Source organism: Gordonia sp. NPDC003950, from assembly GCF_053605205.1.
In genome coordinates, this window is the sequence record NZ_JBSGIT010000037.1 from 19,367 (window position 1) to 38,072 (window position 18,706).

Sequence of the window (18,706 nt, forward strand, 5' to 3'; positions counted from 1 at the left end):
TTCCTCTCACCTCAAGCATCAATCCGACGAATCGATGTCAGTACCTCGCTGAGTGCCTCCGGGTCTGCTGAGGCAAGATCCGGCAACAGGCTCATCAGTGCCGTTATCAAGGCCGAATCGGCATCCGGTAACGATGCAGTCATCACTGTAGTCATCGTCGAAAGGTCACCGAACGTCACTATGTTCTCCCCGTAGCGAACAGCGATTCTGTCCGGCTCGGCGGCAGCCCGGCCTTCCACGAAATCAGGCAACGAAATCACGGGCGCGTCGTCGTCGGCGGGCCGCACCTGATCGGCGCCGGTGGCGATCGAGATGTCGCCCACCTTGACCGCCGAATCCGCCGCCACCGCCTCCAGCACGGCGAGAAATCGTTCGCCGTAGCGTTCGATCGTTTCCGCATCGAACAGGTCGGTGGCGTAGATGAACGCCGCACGCATCGGAGCGCCCGACACCTTCGCGCCCAGTTGTCGCGGATCGGTCGGGTAAACCGTGAGCTGCAGATCGACCTGTGCCGCCGTGAACGCTTCCTCGACCACGCTGATGGTCAGGCCAGGCAACTCGACCACCGGGAACTCGAAGTTCTGGAAAAGCAGCATCGCCTGGAACACCGGGTTGAATGCACTGCTGCGGCGGATGCCGGTGGCCTCGACCATCGATTCGAAGGCGACGTCGGCGTTTGCCATGTCTTCGATGTCCTCTGCGTGGACTCGACCCACCAGATCGTCGAAAGCCTCGGCAGGCCTCAACTGCGTCCGCAACGGAAGGCTGTTGACGAACATGCCCACCAGATCGTCGAGGGCCGGAGCCACGCGCCCGGCAAAGGCGGTGCCGATCACCACGTCGTCGACTCCGGCCATCCGGCCCAGAAACACGGCGTAGGCACTGTGCATCACATCGAACAGGGTCACATTCAACCCGCGCGAAAGCTTTTCGAGGCGACTCACCAGGTCGGCGGGAATGCTGAAGTCGACGCTGGCGCCCACGAACGACGGGGCCGGCGGACGGGAACGATCGGTGGGCAACCGCAGCTGCTCTGGTGCACCGGCCAGTCGCGTTCTCCAGTAGTTCAGCTGCCGGTCGCGCTCGTTTCCGCCGCCCTCGGTGACGGCGCCCAGTCGAGCACGTTGCCAGAGGGAGAAATCCAGATAGTCCACACTCAACGGAGTGAACGCGGGTGCGTGTCCCTGCGCGCGGGCCCGCGCGGACGAGAGGAAGTCGAGCGCCAGCGACCTGAGCGACGAGCCGTCAGCACTGATGTGATGAATGACGAACACCACGATGTGTTCGTCGTCGCCGGTCCGCAGCAATGCCATCCGGAACGGCGGCCGCGAGGTGACGTCGAAACCCCGGCAGACGATGCTCTCGACCAGCTGCAGCGGCGACTCGAACGCATCCACCGGGTCGAGGTCGAGTGCAGCGAGCACGTCGGCGGGTGGCACCACTCGCTGGGTCGGATCGCCGTCGACCATCGGATAGTACGTACGCAGCGCGGTCTGGCGCGCCACCAGGTCGGCTGCCGCGGCCTGCACCATCGCCGGATCGAGTTTGCCGGACAAGCGAAGCGCGAATCCGATGTTGTACGCGGGAGAGTCCGGATCGGTGCGGTTGAGCAGCCACATTCCGCGCTGAACCTCGGATACCGGGATGCGATCCGGGCGCGGCTGGGGCACCAGCGGAAATTCGTCCGCGGCACCCGCAGAGTTCTCCACGTAGGCCGCGATGGCTTCGACCGAAGAGGACTCCAGCAATGTCCTCACCGGAATCTGGTGGCCCGTGGTCTCCGAGAGCGCGGAGGCCAGCTTGACCGCGGCCAGCGAGTTGCCACCGGCCTCGAAGAAGCCGACGTCGACGCCGACCCGCTCCACGCCCAGGACGTCGGCGAACACCTTTGCGACCACCGCCTCGAGCTCGGTGCGCGGAGCCAGGAACTCGGCCGCCGGCGACACGTCGACCTCGGGCAACAGCTTCCGGTCGATCTTGCCGACGGCGGTCAATGCGAAGTCGCCGACGAACACGATGCGCTGCGGCACCATGTGCGCCGGCAGCCGTTGCGCCAGGTGGCTCGTGAGTTCCTCTGCGGTGACCGCGGAATCGGGCACGAGCTGGGCATAGGAGACCAGCACCATCTGACCACCGGGTCCGGGGACGCCCACAGTCACTGCGTTACCGACCTCGCGGTGGCGCAAGAGGACCGCGTCGATCTCGCCCGGCTCCACCCGCTGGCCCCTGATCTTGAGCTGGAAGTCGAGTCGACCGCGAAACACCAGCTCGCCCGAGCGTGCACGCACCACGCGATCGCCGGTGGCGTACATGCGTTCGCCGTGCACAAACGGGTTGGCGAGGAAGACCCTCGACGTCAGACCCGGGCGCTTGTGGTAACCGGCGGCGAGTTGCGGACCGGCGAGATAGAGCTGCCCGGGGACGCCGTCAGGTGTCGGGCGAAGGCATTCGTCGAGCACGTAGGCACCCACCCCGGTCAATGCGTGACCGAGAGTGACCGGGGCGTTCGGGTCGGTCAAGGCATCGGTCCAGACCGAGTAGATCGTGTTCTCGGTCGGCCCGTAGACGATGAAGAGGCGTCGATTCGTCCGGCGTCCGGCGCTCTCGGCCCATCGGCGCACCATTTCTTGCGGCACGGCTTCCCCACCGACCATCACGTTGCGAACCGACGGCACCCGGGCCGGATCGATCGTCGCGAGCACCGACGGTGTGAGGAAGACGTGGGTAGCGCCGTGCTCGGCGACGAGCGCCTCGAGTTCGGCTCCCGCGTAGACCATCACGGGCGCCACGACCAGCTCCGCACCCGATCCGATCGCGCTCAGCAGCTCCAGAACCGATGCGTCGAAGCTGGGCGAGGACACGTGCAGCACCTTGTCCGCGCTGGTGAGGCCGAACTTGTCCAATTGGTTGACGGTGAAGTTGTGCAGACCCCGATGGGTGATCGCCGCGGCCTTGGGGACACCCGTCGAACCCGACGTGTAGATCAGGTACGCCAGATCATCGATCTTCGGGCGCCGAACGAGCTCGTCATCGCGGATAGGTGACCCCGAATGGCCGGCGAGCTGGCACTCGTCCTCGGGGTCACTCAGGTCGATCCAGGTCATGTCGGGCCAGGGGCCTACGCCCAGAGAGCCCACCGCCGACGCGTACAAACCGATCACTGCGCCGCTGTCGGACACCATCGCCCGCTGGCGGTCCGCCGGGTACCGGGGATCGATACTGACGAACGCGGCACCGGTCTTGACGACGGCGAAAGTGGCGATGACGGAATCGGCCGACCGGCCGATCGCGATCGCGACAACATCGCCCGGGCCGATACCGCGGTTGATGAGCTCGCGCGCGATCTGGTTGGTGTGGGTCTCGAACAACGACCGCTCGACGCGATCGGCGCCGGAGATCGCGATGCGCGATCGGTCCCGCCGGGTCTCCAGATCCAGAACCAGGTCACGGAAAGTCCGGGGCTCCACGCTCGGGCGCGCCCGGGTCAGCTCGCGCACGCGATCGGGGGGCAGTAAGTCCACCGTCGCCACCGTCGTCTGCGGGTCGGTGACGAGTGCGTCGATGACCCGCAGGTACTGATCGGCGAATTCCTCCACGGTCTCCGGATCGAAGAGGTCGCGCGAGTAGGTCATCCCGACCTGCACCACCGGGCCGTCGGGTCCGCCGACCTCGTTCAGTTCGATGAGCAGGTCGGTCGGCCCCGCGTCGCGAACCGACGCCGACGCGCTCACCTGATTGCGCTGCCAGTGCGTCATGACCTGGAACAACGGCACACCCGGCCGGCTGCGGCCGGGCGCCGCGGCCTCCACGATCTGTTCGAACGGGACCTCGGAGTGCCGGAACGCACGTGCCGCCACGTCCCGCGCGGCGGTCACGACATCCTCGAACCGGGCCCGCGGCGTGACCTCGGTACGCAGGACGACGGTGTTGACGGATCTTCCGACAGGGGCCGCGAGATGCGGCGCTCCGCGTCCCGCGACAGCGGTGGCCACCGCGATGTCGGACTGTCCCGACACCCTGGCCAGCACCACCGCCAGCCCGGCGTGCAGGACGTCGAACGGGGTGACCCGCAACCGGGTGGCGAGCCGGGTCATCGTCTCGACTGTGCCGGCGGGGATCACACGATGGGAGTGCTCACCCCGGCCGGTCGCGACAGCGGGTCGGCTCCGGTCGGTCGGCAGATACTCGACTTCACCGAGGTCGGCGAGCTCATCGGTCCAGAACTGAATCTCGCGATGGTCGATCCGACCCAGATACTCGATCCGCCCGTCGGGAAGACGACGAACGAGGTGGCCGGTGCGGTACAGCCGGTCACCGATCGCACCGTAGGGGTTCGCCACGAAACGATCGGCGGTCAGGTCCGGCCTTCCCTCGTATCCGCGAGCGAGGTGCGGTCCGCCCAGATAGAGCTCTCCGACGACTCCGACCGGGACACGCTGCAGTCGGTCGTCGAGCACCAACGAGGACGAGTTCGGCGCCGGAATGCCGATCGGCACGGTGATCTCGTCCTGGCCACCCCGCCCGATGCCGGCCCAGGTGATCTCGACGGCCGCCTCCGCGGGACCGCAAAAGGTGTGCAGATCGATCGTCGGCCAGTTCTGTCCGACCGCGGCCACCGAGACGGCCGACGGGGTCTCACCGGTCGTGGACACGACCCGGACCGACGTCGGAGCCGCCAACTCCGCGGCGCTGGTGGCCTCGAGGAATTCGGCGAACACGGTCGACTCGAAATGCACCGCGGTGGCTGCCGTGCGCTCGATCTCCGACAACACACGTCGAGCGTGGGCCACTCCGTCCTCGGGAGTGTCCCCGCTCTCGGAAAGGACCAGCGTCGCGCCCACCATCAACGGAGCGAACAGCTCGACGGCCGGGCGGTCGACGGTGTAGGGAGTCGTCCGCAGAACGACGTCCCCGGCGGACAGCCCGAGTCGGTCGATTCCCCATTCGAGGCGATTGCGCACCGTCTCGTGCCCGAGCACCACGGCCATCGTCCGTCCTGTCGACCCGGCCGTGAACAGGGTGCAGAACGCCGATTCCGGCCGAACCGCCCCCCGGTCGGCCGCGCTCACGAGCGGTGTCGCCGGATCCACGTCCGCCGACGCATCGACCTGCCATGTCGGCACACCGATCCATTCGGCAGTCGCTCCGAGGTGGACCAGTAGCAGCCGGGAACCCGATGTCGTCAGAATCTGTGAGACGCGGTCGTCCGAGGCCGTCACGTCAACCGGCACGTACTGACCGCCCGCGGACAGGACCGCGTACATCGCGACCATCATCTCGAGGGACCTCGACGTCGACACCGCCACCGCCACATCCGGACCCACGCCCGCGTCGAGCAACCGGCGGGCGAGGACTGCGACGCGCGCGCCGAACTCCCGGTAGGTCATGACCCGGTCGCCCGAGATCAACGCGACCGCGTCGGGCGTCTGGGTCACATGGCGCTCGAAGGCACTCAGCACTCGGGGGTCGTGCGCCGCGGCGGCCGCCGGTCCGCCCTCGGCTGCGGCGATCTGCGCTTCTTCACCGGGCAGCAGCAGTGGCAGCGACCTGATCGCGCTGTCGGTGTCGCGGACGAACGCCTCGACGAAGGTCATGAAGCGTCGATGATGCGAATCGATCTCGGCCTGACCGTAGCGGAGCGAATTGCCATGCAGGTCGATGATCAGCGGCGCCCCCGGACTGGCCTGGTAGAGGTTGACGAGGATGTCTTCGACGATGCCCGACGTCAGGATTCGGTAGTCGACGCTCGCCCCGTCGATCTGGATGGGAGAGTCGAAGAACACCATGTTGATGGCCGGACCGAAGCCGAGTGCTTCGGCATCCAGGCCGGCGTCCCGCCGGATATCGTCCGAACGGTAACGCTGATGGCGCAGCGCCCTGATCATCTCTACCTGCACGGAGTGGACCAGTTCGCCGACGGTCACCGTCGAGAGCCCCGACATCCGAACCGGGAGGATGTTGGACAGCATGCCGCCGGCACGTTTGATCGTCGCGCTGGACCTGCCCGTCACCGGCAGGCTGATGAGCACGTCGTCGTTGCCGGTCATCCGGTATAGGAAGGCGCCGTAGGCGGCGGCGAGAATCATTGCCATCGAACTGCCCAGGTCGGCGGCGACTTCTTCCAGACGGGACTGGAATTCCGGGGACAAGGTGCTGGTGGCGACGGGATTCTGCGAGGAGAGGCCGGAAGCACCGGGCTGCCGTGACAGCGTCACGCGCTTGGGCACATTGGCCATCACGGCGCGCCAATGCTCGCGATCCTTCTGCCTCCGCGGTCCGTCCAGGTATTTCTGCTCGTCGGCGACGATTTCGGCCATCGTCGCGACCCGCTTCTCCACCGACTCGATACCGCGCCGCGCGGCGTTGTAGCGGTCCACCGACATCCGCAGCAGATTCATGGCGCCGTAGCCGTCGATGATGATGTGGTGTCCACGCCCGTACCAGAAGGTGCGGTCGTCGGCGACACGCAACAGGGCGATCACGATCAGCTGGTCTGTCAACAGGTTGATCGGGCGCATGTACTCGGCGCGCATCCACGTCATCGCGGCGGCCGGCGGATCGGGCTCAGAACGTAGATCGACGATGTCGACGTGCTGGTCGTAGTCGACGTCGATGATCTGACCGGGAACGCCGTCGGTGTCGACGAGCCGGAGATACGGCGATTCCACGACCTTGCCGATCTCCTCGTTGCACCGGGCGAACAGTTCGTGGTCGAACTCGCCCGGCAGGTATCGAATGTCGAGGTAATGGGCGAGATTCACGGAGTGATCGCTGGACAGGTGCTCGGCAAACCACATCCCACGCTGCGCCGCTGTCAGGTCCAGCCGTCGAGGAGAATCGTCCCCACCGGAGACCAGCGCGGCGCCGTCCGCCTGCGGCGGCTCCGCACGGTGGCGAGATTCCTCCATCATTCACTCCTTAGTCGGCAAAGCTCTGACCGTGATCGCCGTGAGAAACATAATGACTCATGGATCGCTTCGGCGAATCCACCTAGTGACACGACTCTGTCGTGCCCCTGTTCGAGTTGCGACCTGGCCCAACCCGGACCGCGGCACCATGGTCCGGTATCGCCTTCAACCTGTCCAAGTATCTGCCTGTCCTCTTTGCCGTCTCCTGTCCATGCCACGACGTATAGTCATTCGACGAACCAGCGGACGACGTTACGACGCAATTTCACGCGACACAACTTGGGCGCCGCCGACTCTGGTACAGATCTTGCCGCACCGACCGGCGCCGAAGGCAGGTACCGCACTGCTGAACTACGCGTTTACTCCATTCGGACGACATGTGAACCGTAAGGGCGGGCTGCGGTGCCCCAAATGGCCGAACGCCGGATCTGTCGTTCCACCCGACCGTAACCGTTCGCAGCGGCCGCGCGATACTGCAAGCGATACAGAACATGATGCTCTGCCGCGGTCGGTTGACGCAGCTCGACTGCCCACGCCGTATGTTTAAGAGCCGAAGGTTAGTGATCAGACTCGATCGGCGGTCGCGACTCAGTGGTGCGCGAGCCAGTTACACACACGACACCCGGGAGGAGCACCATGGCCGAGCAGTATCGCGGTCGACACCGAGTAGCCGATCCCCAGTACGTTTCAGGTCTGATCGAGAGCGCTGAGGTTCACGTGGCCGCGTCTGACGCCGAACTCCGACCAAACACCACGCCTGCCATCGAAGTCGTGGGCGTTCGCAAGGTCTTCGGCGACTTCGTCGCCGTCGCGGACGTCAGTTTCTCCGTTTCACCCGGCACGATCCTAGCGTTGCTGGGACCGAACGGCGCGGGTAAGACGACCATCGTCAACATGCTCTGCACCCTGCTGAAACCAGATGCCGGCTTCGCGCGGATCAACGGTCACGACGTGGCGAAAGACTCGCCCGCGGTCCGCCGGTCGATCATGCTCACAGGCCAGTTCGCGGCTCTCGATGAGGCCCTGACCGGCCGTGAGAACCTGATCCTGTTCGGACGTCTACTCGGCCTGTCCAAGGCTGCCGCGGTTCGGCGATCCACCGAACTCCTGGAGTCCTTCGCGCTCACCGAAGCTGCGGACCGGCGCGTACGCGAATACTCCGGCGGGATGCGGCGACGTGTGGATATCGCGTGCGGGCTCGTCACCTCACCGAAGGTCGTTTTCCTCGACGAACCGACCACCGGTCTCGATCCGCGTAGCCGTCAAGAGGTCTGGCGTCTGGTGGAGAGCCTCCGTGAGCAAGGCGTGACGACCCTGCTGACGACCCAATACCTCGAAGAAGCCGACGTCCTGAGCGACCGCATCGTCGTCATCGACCAAGGCAGGGTGATCGCTGACGGCACGGCCGCACAGCTCAAGGCGAGTATCGGCACGGCGTTCTACGAGGTGACCCCGCTCAACCCGGACGAGGTAGGTCTGGTGCGCAGTCTGCTCACCGATCTCGGGTCGAGCGTTCCCACCGACGCCACCCGAGGGCCGTCCGTCACCGACGTGTCGGTCAGCGTGCCGGCGACCAACGGAACGGGCGTACTCGTTGAGATAGTGCGTCGAACAACAGACGCCGGCGTCGAACTCTCCGACGTCGCGCTGCGAACGCCGACCCTCGACGAGGTCTTCTTGGCCCTCACCGAACGCGGTGCCGACCAGCCGGATCGGGTGGATTCGCGCGCGTGACCACCGTCGACAGCGCGACCCTCGCACCGCGCATCACCGCCAGACAGCAATGGTGGGCCCTGACCACCCGTGGACTCGGCAGCCTCGTACGCAATGGCGAGATCGTCCTCGCGCTCGTGGCGCCGGTTTTTCTCGCCGTCTGCTTCTATCTTCCACTCCGTTCGATCATGAACCAGTACCCCGGGATGGATTACGCGCAGTTCCTGATGCCGATCATCACCCTGCAGTCGATCTCGTTCGTGGCGTCGTCGGCGGCGATGCGTGCATCTTTCGACCGTGCGCACGGGATCAACATCCGCTTTCGCACGCTGCCGATGCGCATCAGCGTCCCGGTACTGGCCCGCTTGAGTACGAGCGTGGTGCTCCTGGTGATCGCGCTCGTATGCGCGACAGCGGTATGTCTTGTGATGGGCTGGCGCCCAGAGGGCGGCGTCGGCGGCACCGCCGCCTTGTACGGCGTGTCGGTCGCAGTCGGGGTGTCGTTGGCTGTGATCGCCGACGGGATCGGTCTGCTGGCGAGTAGCCCGGAGGCGACCAGTCAGGCACTTGCGCTGCCCGTACTCATTCTCGGGATGCTCTCGACGGGCTTCGTGCCGGAGAGCCAGTTCCCGGACTGGATCGCGCCGTTCGTACGGAACCAGCCGGTGTCGCAGTTCGCGGACGCGATGCGGGCGTTCAACGACGACACCGCGTCCGCCGACGTGGTACTGCCCGCCGTCTGGTGGTGCATCGGCCTTTTCGTGCTCGGTGCGGGGCTGGTGTACCTCGGGACGAGGCGATTGCAGCGATGACATCACCCTTCGACACCAGCCGTGCCCGACCGTCTGCGTCGGTGGACGCCACGCCGTCGCGACTTGTGGTCGACCCGACCGCCACTCCGGACACCGCCCGGCCCGAGGGTTCGCCGAGGTCGTGGTACCGGCAGTCCCTGGTGCTGTCCCGACGGCAACTCGTCGTGCTGCTTCGCGACCGCGGCACCGTCCTTCAGATCCTTCTGGTGCCGGCGCTGACGATGCTCATGTTCAAGGTGGTCCTCGGCGATGCCATCGGCAGCGCCACCGGCCAGAACAGCGCGTACGGGACGGTTCCGCTCGTGATCCTGGTCAGCGCCATGTTCGGATCGGTATCCAGTGGGGTTCGGCTCAATCTCGAACGCGGCACCGGTCTGCTGGGCAGACTCTACGTCCTCCCCATCAACAGAGGGGCCGATCTGACCGCGCGGGTGGTGTGCGAGATCGTGCGCATCGCAGCCACCACCACGATCCTGCTGGCGGCCGGGACCCTGATCGGGTTCCGATTCGACCAGGGACCGTGGGCCGTGCTGGGAATCATGGGCGTCTCGCTGATGTTCGGTGTCGCGTTCTCCGTGTTCGTCCTCGCGCTCGCAGTGAACGCTCGTCCCACCGCTCCGATCGTGCCGCTGTTGTCCCTGATCTCCAGTTTGCTGATGTTCTTCAATTCCGGCTTCAGCCCGGTCGAGGCATATCCGACGTGGCTGCAGCCGGTCGTGGAGCACCAGCCGATGACGCCGGCGATCGAGGTCATGCGCGCTTTCGCGGCCGGCGGCCCGATCACCGCGAACCTGATCGCAGTGACCGCCTGGTCAGTGGGGTGCATCGTCGTGTTCGCCGTCCCGGCGCTGCGCGGCTACCGAAAGGCCGCGACGAACCGCTGATCACCCGGCTGGCTGCCGCGCAGAATGACTGCGAGCACCGATCCACCGCCAGATTCGTGGTTCGTTAGTCCGATCGAATGAATGGACATTGGTCCGAACGGATGAAAATCATCGGTACACGAAAAGACGCAGAATCCCGCGGAAGCTGCGTTAGATCGGCCGTGGAGCGCGCGATTATCCCGGGCTCGCGACCGTTGTGTAGCAAGTCCGCGTAATAGGCTGCCGCCCAAAGCCTTCAACCTGTCCGACCGGCGCCCTGTACGCCCCGCGGACGAAGACGAAACAGGCTCCAAGATTGGCAGAGCGGTCATTGCGGAACGGCTACCGGGGGATCGGAATCGTACAAGTTGGTCGTTTCGATGAAAGTGTTTATCATCACGTGGCCACCATTTTTCAGGTCTCGACGCACCTGAGTAGACAGAACAGTGAGGTTCCCGTGCCGACATCCAGGGTTACGCACAGATCATTCCGCCCGATGCGACACCACCTCCGGCTGCCCCGCTTCTGTGCCGTGACGCTCCTGGTCATCGCCGCGGTGTTCATGCAGTGGGCTGCCACCGGCACCCGCGCTGCTGCCGCACCGACCGGCGTCGGGGTCGGCATAACGATGACCAAGACTTCGGTGACTTTCGCGCTCAAGGACGGCTCTGCCCAGGTGCGCGCCGGCGAGTTGCTCGTCCGCGACCGCGCCGGCGCCGATGTCGGGCGGGTGCCGCTGAGTTATCGGATGGACGATCGCCAGTACCCGATCGAAGCGCGAGTCGTCGGCCGGACGGTCACCCTCACCCCGGTGCCGGTGCGCGACGTCGCCCGATCGACCGCGGTGGATCCCCGTGAGGTCGCAATGGCACGCACCGCCGCGAAAAAAGAGAGTGACAAGGACAAGCCGAAGACCCGTCAGGAGCGCGACGACCAAGCACTGGCTCGCTTCAATCAGCAAGTCCAGGCAGGCATGAGTCTGTCCGCGCTGATCGGCATGACCATCGGAGCGGTCGTCGGCGGAACGATCGGCTGCATACTCGGAATTGCGGCCGCGGTCATCGGCTGCCTCGTCGCCGTCGCGCCTGCTGCCGGGGTCGGTGCGATCGCGGGCACGATTCTCGGCGGAGGCGGCAGCGCCATCGCTGCGGGAGTCCAGTACTTCCGGACCATCACCGCTCCGTTCCCGTGATCGGCGATCACCCGGCGACGCCGGTCCCGATCGACGCGTGATCGCCCGCGCCGTCGCGGGTAGCCCGAACGCCTGAGCAGATGCCGACCGATAAGACCGGCGCCGTGGTCACCGTCAGCCACAATCCCGACGCACGGCGCTACGAGATCCATGCGGAGGGCCGGCTCGCGGGCTTCACGAACTATCGCGACCGGCCCGACGACGGCGGCGCCGAAAGGGTCTTCTTCCATACCGAGGTGTCCGACGAGTTCGCCGGGCGGGGTCTGGCGACCATCCTCGTGCGCGAAGCGCTCGATGCTTCTCGTGATGCGGGCTTCACGATCGTCGGGGTGTGTCCGCTGGTGGCAGCCTTCCTGAAGAAGAACCCCGACTACGCTCCGTCGACGCGGCCCGTGACGCCCGGCATCCTCTCCTGGTTGCGGAACTCAGCGGGCTGAGGTCGCGGCGTGTCGCGGCCCATCGGCGCGATGAAGACGCCGGTCGAGCCGGACTGCTTGAGAGTGACGGTTCTCGTCGGGTCAACCGAATGGATCCCACCGGGCTGTCGCGCAGCGGTCGCGTGCCCCTAAGCTGGCAGCCATGAACGGATGCGGACACTCCAGCTATCACCGCGGGCGGCGCTGAGGTGAGTCTGCATCCCGGCCAGACGTTCGCCGGCTATCGCATAGTCCGACGCCTAGGTGCGGGCGGCATGGGTGAGGTCTATCTGGCCGACCATCCGCGGCTGCCGAGGCAGGACGCACTCAAGATCCTCCCCCGGGGCTGTCCGGCGACCCGACGTTCCGCAAACGCTTCACTCGTGAGGCGGACATCGCCGCGACGCTCGACCATCCCGACATCGTGAGCGTTTTCGATCGAGACGAACACGACGGGCAGCTGTGGATCACCATGAAGTACGTCAACGGCACCGACGCCTCGGAGCTGTTGCGCTCGCATCCGCGCGGGCTGCCCGCGGCGGATGTGGTGGCAGTCGTCACCGCGGTCGCCGAGGCTCTCGACCATGCGCATCGTCAGGGACTGCTGCACCGAGACGTCAAGCCCGCGAACATCCTGATCGCGGGCGGCGCACCGGGGTCGTCGAAGCGCCGGATTCTGCTGGCCGACTTCGGCATCGCGCGCCCGATCATCGACGACACACACATCACGTCGACCAACCTGACCGTCGGCTCGATCGCGTACACCTCGCCGGAGCAATTGGCAGGCGGCCCGCTCGACGGCAGAGCGGATCAGTACTCCTTGGCGTGCACCGCCTACCAGCTGCTCTGCGGCGCAACGCCGTTCGCCGACAGCAACGCGGCCATGCTCATTCACCAGCATCTGTCTGTCACTCCGCCGGCCGTCACCGGCAAACGGACCGGACTGTCCGGGCAGGTTGATCGGGTGCTGGCGCGCGCCCTCGACAAGGAGCCCGGACGCCGCTACTCGTCTTGCGAGCACTTCGCCGCCGATCTCGCCGCCGCCCTGCGTTCGTCCCCCTCCGCGAATGCGGGTGGGGCCACCCTGCTCGCACCGTCGGGTTCGGCTCCGGTCGCACCGCGAGCGAACTCACGCGCAGATCTGCCACGTCCGTCCTCGTCTCCGTCGGCCCCGCAGGCCCGTCCGCCGAGCCGACCGGCCCCGGCGGTCCGTCCCGCGCCGGTGCCTGCCTTCCCGCCGTCGGGATACGCTGCGGTGCCGGCGGCGCGGTCGGACGGCAAGGCCACGGCCGCGTTGATCATGGGGGTCCTGTCGCTGACCGTGGGCTGGTGCGGTCTGGGCATACTGCTGGCCCCGCTCGCCATCGTCCTCGGCCTCCTGTCGATGCGCGACAGCGACCGCGCGCCCCTGCCGGCCTCCAACCGGGGTGCCGCGACGGCCGGGGTGATCACCGGCATCGTCGGATTGCTGCTGCTGGTCGGCTTCATAGTGCTCGCCGTCGTGAGCGACAGCAGCTCTGCCTGAGGATCGGCGAGCCCTGCTGTAACCGCTCCCTGAGGTGCGAGCCGGAGCGAGCCTCGAAGGGCTCGGCGACGCATCATCACCGGCCCCTCCAGGCTCGTCGCTACCGCTCCTCGCACCTCAGGGACCGGAAAGAGCGCAACGAGCCGTCGGCGTGGACCTCGATCCGCTCGCCGCGGTCCGTCGAGTCGATGGTGACGGTCGCCAGCGGTTCTCGTCCCGCCGGCAGGATCCGGGCGGTGACCTGGCCGTCGAGGGTGCCGTGGAGTGCGGCCACCACCGTGTCGGTCAGGCGGGTATCCACCTCCGGGTCGCGGGAAACGTCGGGTCCCCAGTCGTCGAGGAGCAGAACGACGACTCCGCGGGACCTGGCCTGCCACGCCGCGGCCCGAATCTGCGGCCCGTCGAGGCCGGGTGCCCGGATACCGTCGCGCAACTGTGCCTCCAGCAGACGGGCGGCACGCACCTCGTCCTCGGCGAAGTCGTGTCGCTCGACGATCGACACGAGCGTCGGGTGTGCGCGTTCCTCGAACTCGACGAGTTGTCGTCCACGGAACTCGGCGGCCGCCGACGCGGCCGCCTCCGCAGCCGCCCGTTCGGCGCTGGCCGCACGGAGCGCATAGATCTGCCGTGTCATCGGACGCAACATCACCGAGAACAACGAGCCCATGATCATGACGGCGTAGCCGGGCACGGTGATGGCCAGGCCCCAGCCTGCCCCCATGCCGACCTGCGCCGCCCACAGCATGGCCACCACGGTGATACATCCGCTGGCGAGCCAGGCCGCGAGCGGGCGTCCGCGCACCGCGAGGAAGGCGAGCACGATGACCGACGCACCGATCGGCGGGCCGGTCTGCATCACGTGGTCGGACGGGTCGGGCAGCGACACCAGGCCGACGGTCGTGGCCAATACGGTCCCGGCAGCGGTGAAAACAGTGTGCCGCAACAGAAGCGGATCGCCGCGGACTCCGAGGACGACGACACCCACACCCGCGAAGAGAAGGAAGGCGGCCGCCAGGCCCACCCACGACAGTGGAGAGTCGATACTGCGGCACGAGTACACCACCACCAGCAGGTAGGCCGCCCCGAAAGCGGCCATGGCGGCGACGAGCGGCGTCGACCGGAGTCCGAAGGTCGCGGTGATGTCCCCGGACTCGGACGCCAGACCTGCACCGGCGGTGGCGATCATGGCCGCTCCCACAGCAATTGCACGGTGGTGCCGCGGCCCGGCCGACTGCTCACCCGGGCGGCGCCGCCGACCTGGACCATCCGCGTACGGATGCTGACCTGGATGCCGAGCCGTCCCGGAGGCGTGGCGTCGGGATCGAATCCGTGACCGTCGTCCACGACCGCCATGCTGATCGCGCCCTCGGTCAGCTGCGCGATGACGGCGCAGTCGGCATCGTCCCCAGCGTGCCGCACCACATTGCGCAGCGCCTCGGCCAACGCTTCGACGACGGCCTGCACGACATACACCGGATACCCGGCGACGTCGCCCCGGGTCGGATCGTCGGCCACGATCTCCACTTCGGCGCGATCGGTCACATCGGCTGCGGCCGAACGTATCCGGCGGATCGCTTCGTCGGGGGCGAGGACACCGGCGTGTTCGGGGTCGCCGCCCTCGGCCAGCCGCGCGATCTCGGCAAGGGCGGAGGACGCCTGGTCGGCGAGCCGCTGGTCGGGGACCCCGGGCTGCACCGCGAGCAGCGAGGCGATGATGCGGTCATGGATGATCCCGTCGAGGCGCGCCTTCTCGACGTCGCGCGCCGCAGTCGCCGCGACCTCGGCGGCACCGCGGTAGGTGTCCTCGCGGGTCTCGTCGAGGGTGCGTCCGGTGCGCACCGCGACCAGCGCCACGGCCAGGAACACGACGGTGAACGCGATGGCCCAGACCATCTCGACGGGCAGGTCGGTGGTGAGCCGCCCGAAACGTCCGAGTTGCTGGGCGGAGCCCACGGCCGCGCACGCCGCGACGAGATTGGCGACCCCCCCACCGCGGATGAACCAGCATCAGCACCATGCTCGGCATGCCCGGGAACACGACGACCCACACCGCCGAGTCTTGCGGGTTGGCCGTGGTCTGTCCGGTCCACGCGACGAACCAGAGGCCGACGGCGAGCAGATAGCACGCGGCGGCGGTCACCGCCAGCGGTGTGAGCCAGGCGGTGCCGGGGCGAAAGCTGTATGCGATGAGCGCGACGCCCGGTCCGATGCACAGGAGCACGCTCAGCGGCGGCCACCACGGCGCCGTGAGATCCGCCGCCTGCCCGATCGTCCCTAGCGACACGAGGAGATAGCCGACGACGCCGGCACCGAGAAATCGGGCGCCGATCCGCTGGACCCGCGCCTCGTCGCCTTCTCCGTCGTCCGAGGAGAACACGGCGAGTGCCTTCGAGCGCAGCCGGTCTCGCAGCCGTGAGCCGGTGGCGTCGGGTGTGGTCCCGTCGGCCGACCGCATGCCGGCCGGGCTGATGACACTCATTGCGCACCACCCTCGCATTCGGCCCTGACCAGGGTCAATCGGCCGTTGGGACTAACCCGAACAGACCACACGCTCACCGCTCGCGGTACAGATGCCAGCCGCGGGCCAACAGCGACACCCCGACCGAACCGTCGGCTGCGGCAGACACAGCTTGTCCGGTAAGCGGGTTGTCGAGTGTCCGGGGCGCATCCCAGCCCGTCATCACCGTGGCCACGGCCGGTGCGTCGGAGACGTTGACCGCGATCAGCCAGCGACTCGGACCGGTGCGCGTCCACGCCACCACCGAGTCCGACGAACCGCGAACCTCGCACAGACACCAGTCGCCCCGCGCGAAGGTGGGCTCGCCGAGCAGACCGAGCAGCGCGCGATAGAACAGCGCCCGGTCGTCGTCGACGGGCTCGTCGGCGAACCTGCCGAGCTGAACCGGAAGCCGTCGACGCCGGCCTTCGATCTGGCCCTGGTGCACGAGGCGCGCGCCGGCTTGGGTGAGGGTGACGACAGCGGCCTGCCGATCGCGCTCACCGAATGCCGACGCGGCGCGCTCCTCGTCGTGGTTCTCGATGAAGCTCACTCGGGTCGCGGGATCGGCTGCGGCCGCCAGCGTGGGCCACAACCGCGGCACGTCGTGTCGCATCGTGTCGTAGAGGGTCTTGTCGTAGCAGTGGTCGAAGCCTTGGCCGATCAGCGCCGGCTCGGTGTCCCAGTAGGCCTCGGCGATGAAACAGAAGCCGGGATGCTCCGCCCGGACGGCGTCGATGAGCTCGGGCCAGTACTCGCTCTGCGGGGACGGCCCTGCCGCCGCACCCCAGGTGCGGGCGAAGATGTCGTTCATCACGAGCATCGCCATATCGCATCGGACGCCGTCGCAGTGCCCGGCGATGTCGAGCACGGTCTCGCGCGCGCGGGCACGCAGATCCGGGTGGAAGGCGTTGACCTGCACGACGTCCCGCCACGCCGGGAAGTAGGGGTCGCGACCGTTGGCCAGCACCGCGCCGTCGACCTCGACATACGACTCGGGTGCGCGATCGAGATCGTCGGCGCTGCCGGTGATGAAGAGCTCCGGGTTCCGGGTCCATGGATGGTCGACGGCGACGTGATTGGGTACGAAGTCGAGGACGAGCCCGATGCCACGCCGTGCCAGTTGTTCTCGCGCGACGGCGAGGCCGGCGTCGCCGCCGAGGCGCGCGTCGACCACGTAGTCGCGCACGCAGTAGGGCGAACCGACCACGTCGTCGTCGGTGAATCCGGGCAACGATTCGGCGAACCAGTGCATCAGCGGTCCGTCGGCCCGGGCGATCGCCACTCCCGCGGCACTGCGCCGCCAGACGCCCATCAACCACACCGCGTCGAAGCCGTTGGCGGCTATGGCATCCCACTCGCGTTCGGGGACCTCGCCCAGCCCGACCTGGCGCCCGGCCGCGTCGGACAACTGCGCCAGCCACGGCCAGGTGTTGATCTCGTAGACGAGCGGCGACGGAGGAAGCTTCACGAGGACATTCAACCCCGGTTGCGCGTCACACGGGAGACGACGAAGTGGCCCGCTCCCCACCGGGGAACGGGCCACTTCGCATGTATCGCGGGAGTCAGACCTTTACTTGGCCTTCTCCATCACCTCGACGAGACGCCAGTGCTTGGTCGCCGACAGCGGGCGGGTCTCCATGATCCGCACACGGTCGCCGACGCCGGCATCGCCGTTCTCGTCGTGGGCCTTGACCTTGGACGTGGTCCGGATGATCTTGCCGTACAGCGCGTGGCGCGTACGATCTTCCAGCTCGACCACGATGGTCTTCTGCATCTTGTCACTGACGACGTAACCGATCCGCTCCTTGCGGCTGTTACGCACCTCAGTCTGGGTTTCGGTCACCTTCTGGTCCTCACTCATGCGTCATCACCATCCGGTCCCGACGCCAGGCCCAGCTCACGCTCACGCATCACGGTGTAGATGCGCGCGATCTCGCGACGCACGGTCCGCAGACGACGGTTGTTGTCGAGCTGGCCGGTGGCCATCTGGAACCGAAGGTTGAACAGTTCTTCCTTCGACTCTTTCAAGCGATCGACCAGATCGGTGTCGGTGAGCTCACGCAGCTCGTTCGCAGCAACTCCGAGTGCCATCAGAACTGCTCCTCTCTGGTCACGATCCGGGTCTTGATGGGCAGCTTGTGTTGCGCGCGGCGCAGGGCCTCGCGAGCGGTGTGCTCATCGGGGTAGGTCATCTCGAACAGCACGCGACCCGGCTTGACCGGGGCGACCCACCATTCGGGCGAACCCTTACCCGAACCCATGCGGGTTTCGGCCGGCTTCTTGGTCAGCGGACGGTCCGGGAAGATGTTGATCCACACCTTGCCGCCACGCTTGATGTGCCGGTTGATGGCGATACGAGCGGACTCGATCTGCCGGTTGGTGATGTAGGCACTCTCCAGAGCCTGGATGCCGAAATCACCGAACGTCACCTTGGTGCCGCCCTTGGCCTGACCCTTCAGGCTCGGGTGATGCTGCTTGCGGTGCTTGACCCGCCGTGGGATCAGCATGAATCAGCCCTCCTGCTTCTCGGTGCCCGCACCAGCAGTGGCCTCAGCAGGAGCTTCCGCCGCACGTCCGGCGTCGGTGCTCGTGGCAGTGGTGCCCGAGGCACCGCTGCGGCGAGGCCGGCTGGGCCGGCGCGGACGACGGTCCTCGGCTGCCGGAGCGGCCGCGGCCAGCTCACGACGTCCACCGACGATGTCGCCCTTGTAGATCCACACCTTCACGCCGATCCGGCCGAAGGTGGTCTTGGCCTCGTGCAGGCCGTAGTCGATGTC

General features: G+C 67.1%; 13 protein-coding genes and 1 pseudogene. 6 read left to right on the top strand and 8 right to left on the bottom strand.

The window, feature by feature from the left end; genetic code table 11:
- Nucleotides 1–11: 11 nt before the first annotated feature.
- A complete protein-coding gene (locus tag ACWETB_RS22685; RefSeq protein WP_452213807.1) occupies nucleotides 12–6,911 on the bottom strand; it encodes an amino acid adenylation domain-containing protein in 6,900 nt (2,299 codons plus the stop codon).
- A gap of 768 nt (nucleotides 6,912–7,679) precedes the next feature.
- On the opposite strand from ACWETB_RS22685, the gene ACWETB_RS22690 reads away from it, so the two are divergent.
- The 6 genes from ACWETB_RS22690 (at nucleotide 7,680) to ACWETB_RS22715 (ending at nucleotide 13,429) form a co-directional block, all read left to right on the top strand.
- Nucleotides 7,680–8,642 carry an ATP-binding cassette domain-containing protein gene (locus tag ACWETB_RS22690; protein ID WP_452213810.1) on the top strand — a complete coding sequence of 321 codons (963 nt, stop codon included), beginning with the start codon at nucleotides 7,680–7,682 and terminating at the stop codon, nucleotides 8,640–8,642.
- A complete protein-coding gene (locus ACWETB_RS22695; RefSeq protein WP_452213812.1) occupies nucleotides 8,639–9,433 on the top strand; it encodes an ABC transporter permease in 795 nt (264 codons plus the stop codon). Before ACWETB_RS22690 ends, ACWETB_RS22695 begins: the two co-directional genes overlap by 4 nt.
- The gene (locus ACWETB_RS22700) at nucleotides 9,430–10,317 is read left to right on the top strand and encodes an ABC transporter permease (RefSeq protein WP_452213814.1); all 888 of its coding nucleotides are present in this window, start codon (nucleotides 9,430–9,432) and stop codon (nucleotides 10,315–10,317) included. The genes ACWETB_RS22695 and ACWETB_RS22700 overlap by 4 nt, the downstream gene beginning before the upstream one ends.
- A gap of 310 nt (nucleotides 10,318–10,627) precedes the next feature.
- The gene (locus ACWETB_RS22705; protein WP_452213816.1) at nucleotides 10,628–11,488 is read left to right on the top strand and encodes a glycine zipper family protein; all 861 of its coding nucleotides are present in this window, start codon (nucleotides 10,628–10,630) and stop codon (nucleotides 11,486–11,488) included.
- Between the two features lie 80 nt (nucleotides 11,489–11,568).
- A complete protein-coding gene (locus ACWETB_RS22710) occupies nucleotides 11,569–11,925 on the top strand; it encodes a GNAT family N-acetyltransferase (protein ID WP_452213818.1) in 357 nt (118 codons plus the stop codon).
- Nucleotides 11,926–12,328: 403 nt separating this feature from the next.
- Nucleotides 12,329–13,429, top strand: a complete 1,101-nt coding sequence (locus ACWETB_RS22715; protein WP_452213820.1) for a serine/threonine protein kinase — start codon at nucleotides 12,329–12,331, stop codon at nucleotides 13,427–13,429.
- Nucleotides 13,430–13,529: 100 nt separating this feature from the next.
- Here ACWETB_RS22715 and ACWETB_RS22720 read toward each other — a convergent pair whose 3' ends face one another.
- The 7 genes and pseudogenes from ACWETB_RS22720 to ACWETB_RS22750 form a co-directional block, all read right to left on the bottom strand.
- Entirely contained in the window at nucleotides 13,530–14,615 is a 1,086-nt protein-coding gene (locus tag ACWETB_RS22720) for a hypothetical protein (RefSeq protein WP_452213822.1), read from the bottom strand.
- Entirely contained in the window at nucleotides 14,612–15,382 is a 771-nt protein-coding gene (locus ACWETB_RS22725) for a sensor histidine kinase (protein ID WP_452213824.1), read from the bottom strand. The genes ACWETB_RS22720 and ACWETB_RS22725 overlap by 4 nt, the downstream gene beginning before the upstream one ends.
- A 599-nt stretch (nucleotides 15,383–15,981) precedes the next feature.
- Nucleotides 15,982–17,397: an alpha-amylase gene (locus ACWETB_RS22730; protein WP_452213826.1), complete on the bottom strand. Its 1,416-nt coding sequence runs from the start codon at nucleotides 17,395–17,397 to the stop codon at nucleotides 15,982–15,984.
- Nucleotides 17,398–17,499: 102 nt separating this feature from the next.
- Nucleotides 17,500–17,790, bottom strand: a complete 291-nt coding sequence (rpsQ, locus tag ACWETB_RS22735; RefSeq protein ID WP_452213828.1) for a 30S ribosomal protein S17 — start codon at nucleotides 17,788–17,790, stop codon at nucleotides 17,500–17,502.
- Nucleotides 17,787–18,020, bottom strand: a complete 234-nt coding sequence (gene rpmC, locus ACWETB_RS22740) for a 50S ribosomal protein L29 (RefSeq protein ID WP_355276545.1) — start codon at nucleotides 18,018–18,020, stop codon at nucleotides 17,787–17,789. The genes rpsQ and rpmC overlap by 4 nt, the downstream gene beginning before the upstream one ends.
- Nucleotides 18,020–18,436: a 50S ribosomal protein L16 gene (gene rplP / locus ACWETB_RS22745; RefSeq protein WP_240860874.1), complete on the bottom strand. Its 417-nt coding sequence runs from the start codon at nucleotides 18,434–18,436 to the stop codon at nucleotides 18,020–18,022. Before rplP ends, rpmC begins: the two co-directional genes overlap by 1 nt.
- A gap of 3 nt (nucleotides 18,437–18,439) precedes the next feature.
- Nucleotides 18,440–18,706 (bottom strand): annotated as a pseudogene (locus ACWETB_RS22750) (30S ribosomal protein S3); the annotation flags it as partial.

What these genes read in the sequence shown, in the direction of transcription:
- rpmC (WP_355276545.1), bottom strand. Translation starts at nt 18,020, where the DNA reads ATGGCACTCGGAGTTGCTGCGAACGAGCTGCGTGAGCTCACCGACACC.
- ACWETB_RS22720 (WP_452213822.1), bottom strand. Translation starts at nt 14,615, where the DNA reads ATGATCGCCACCGCCGGTGCAGGTCTGGCGTCCGAGTCCGGGGACATC.
- rplP (WP_240860874.1), bottom strand. Translation starts at nt 18,436, where the DNA reads ATGCTGATCCCACGGCGGGTCAAGCACCGCAAGCAGCATCACCCGAGC.
- ACWETB_RS22710 (WP_452213818.1), top strand. Translation starts at nt 11,569, where the DNA reads ATGCCGACCGATAAGACCGGCGCCGTGGTCACCGTCAGCCACAATCCC.
- ACWETB_RS22700 (WP_452213814.1), top strand. Translation starts at nt 9,430, where the DNA reads ATGACATCACCCTTCGACACCAGCCGTGCCCGACCGTCTGCGTCGGTG.
- ACWETB_RS22685 (WP_452213807.1), bottom strand. Translation starts at nt 6,911, where the DNA reads ATGATGGAGGAATCTCGCCACCGTGCGGAGCCGCCGCAGGCGGACGGC.
- rpsQ (WP_452213828.1), bottom strand. Translation starts at nt 17,790, where the DNA reads ATGAGTGAGGACCAGAAGGTGACCGAAACCCAGACTGAGGTGCGTAAC.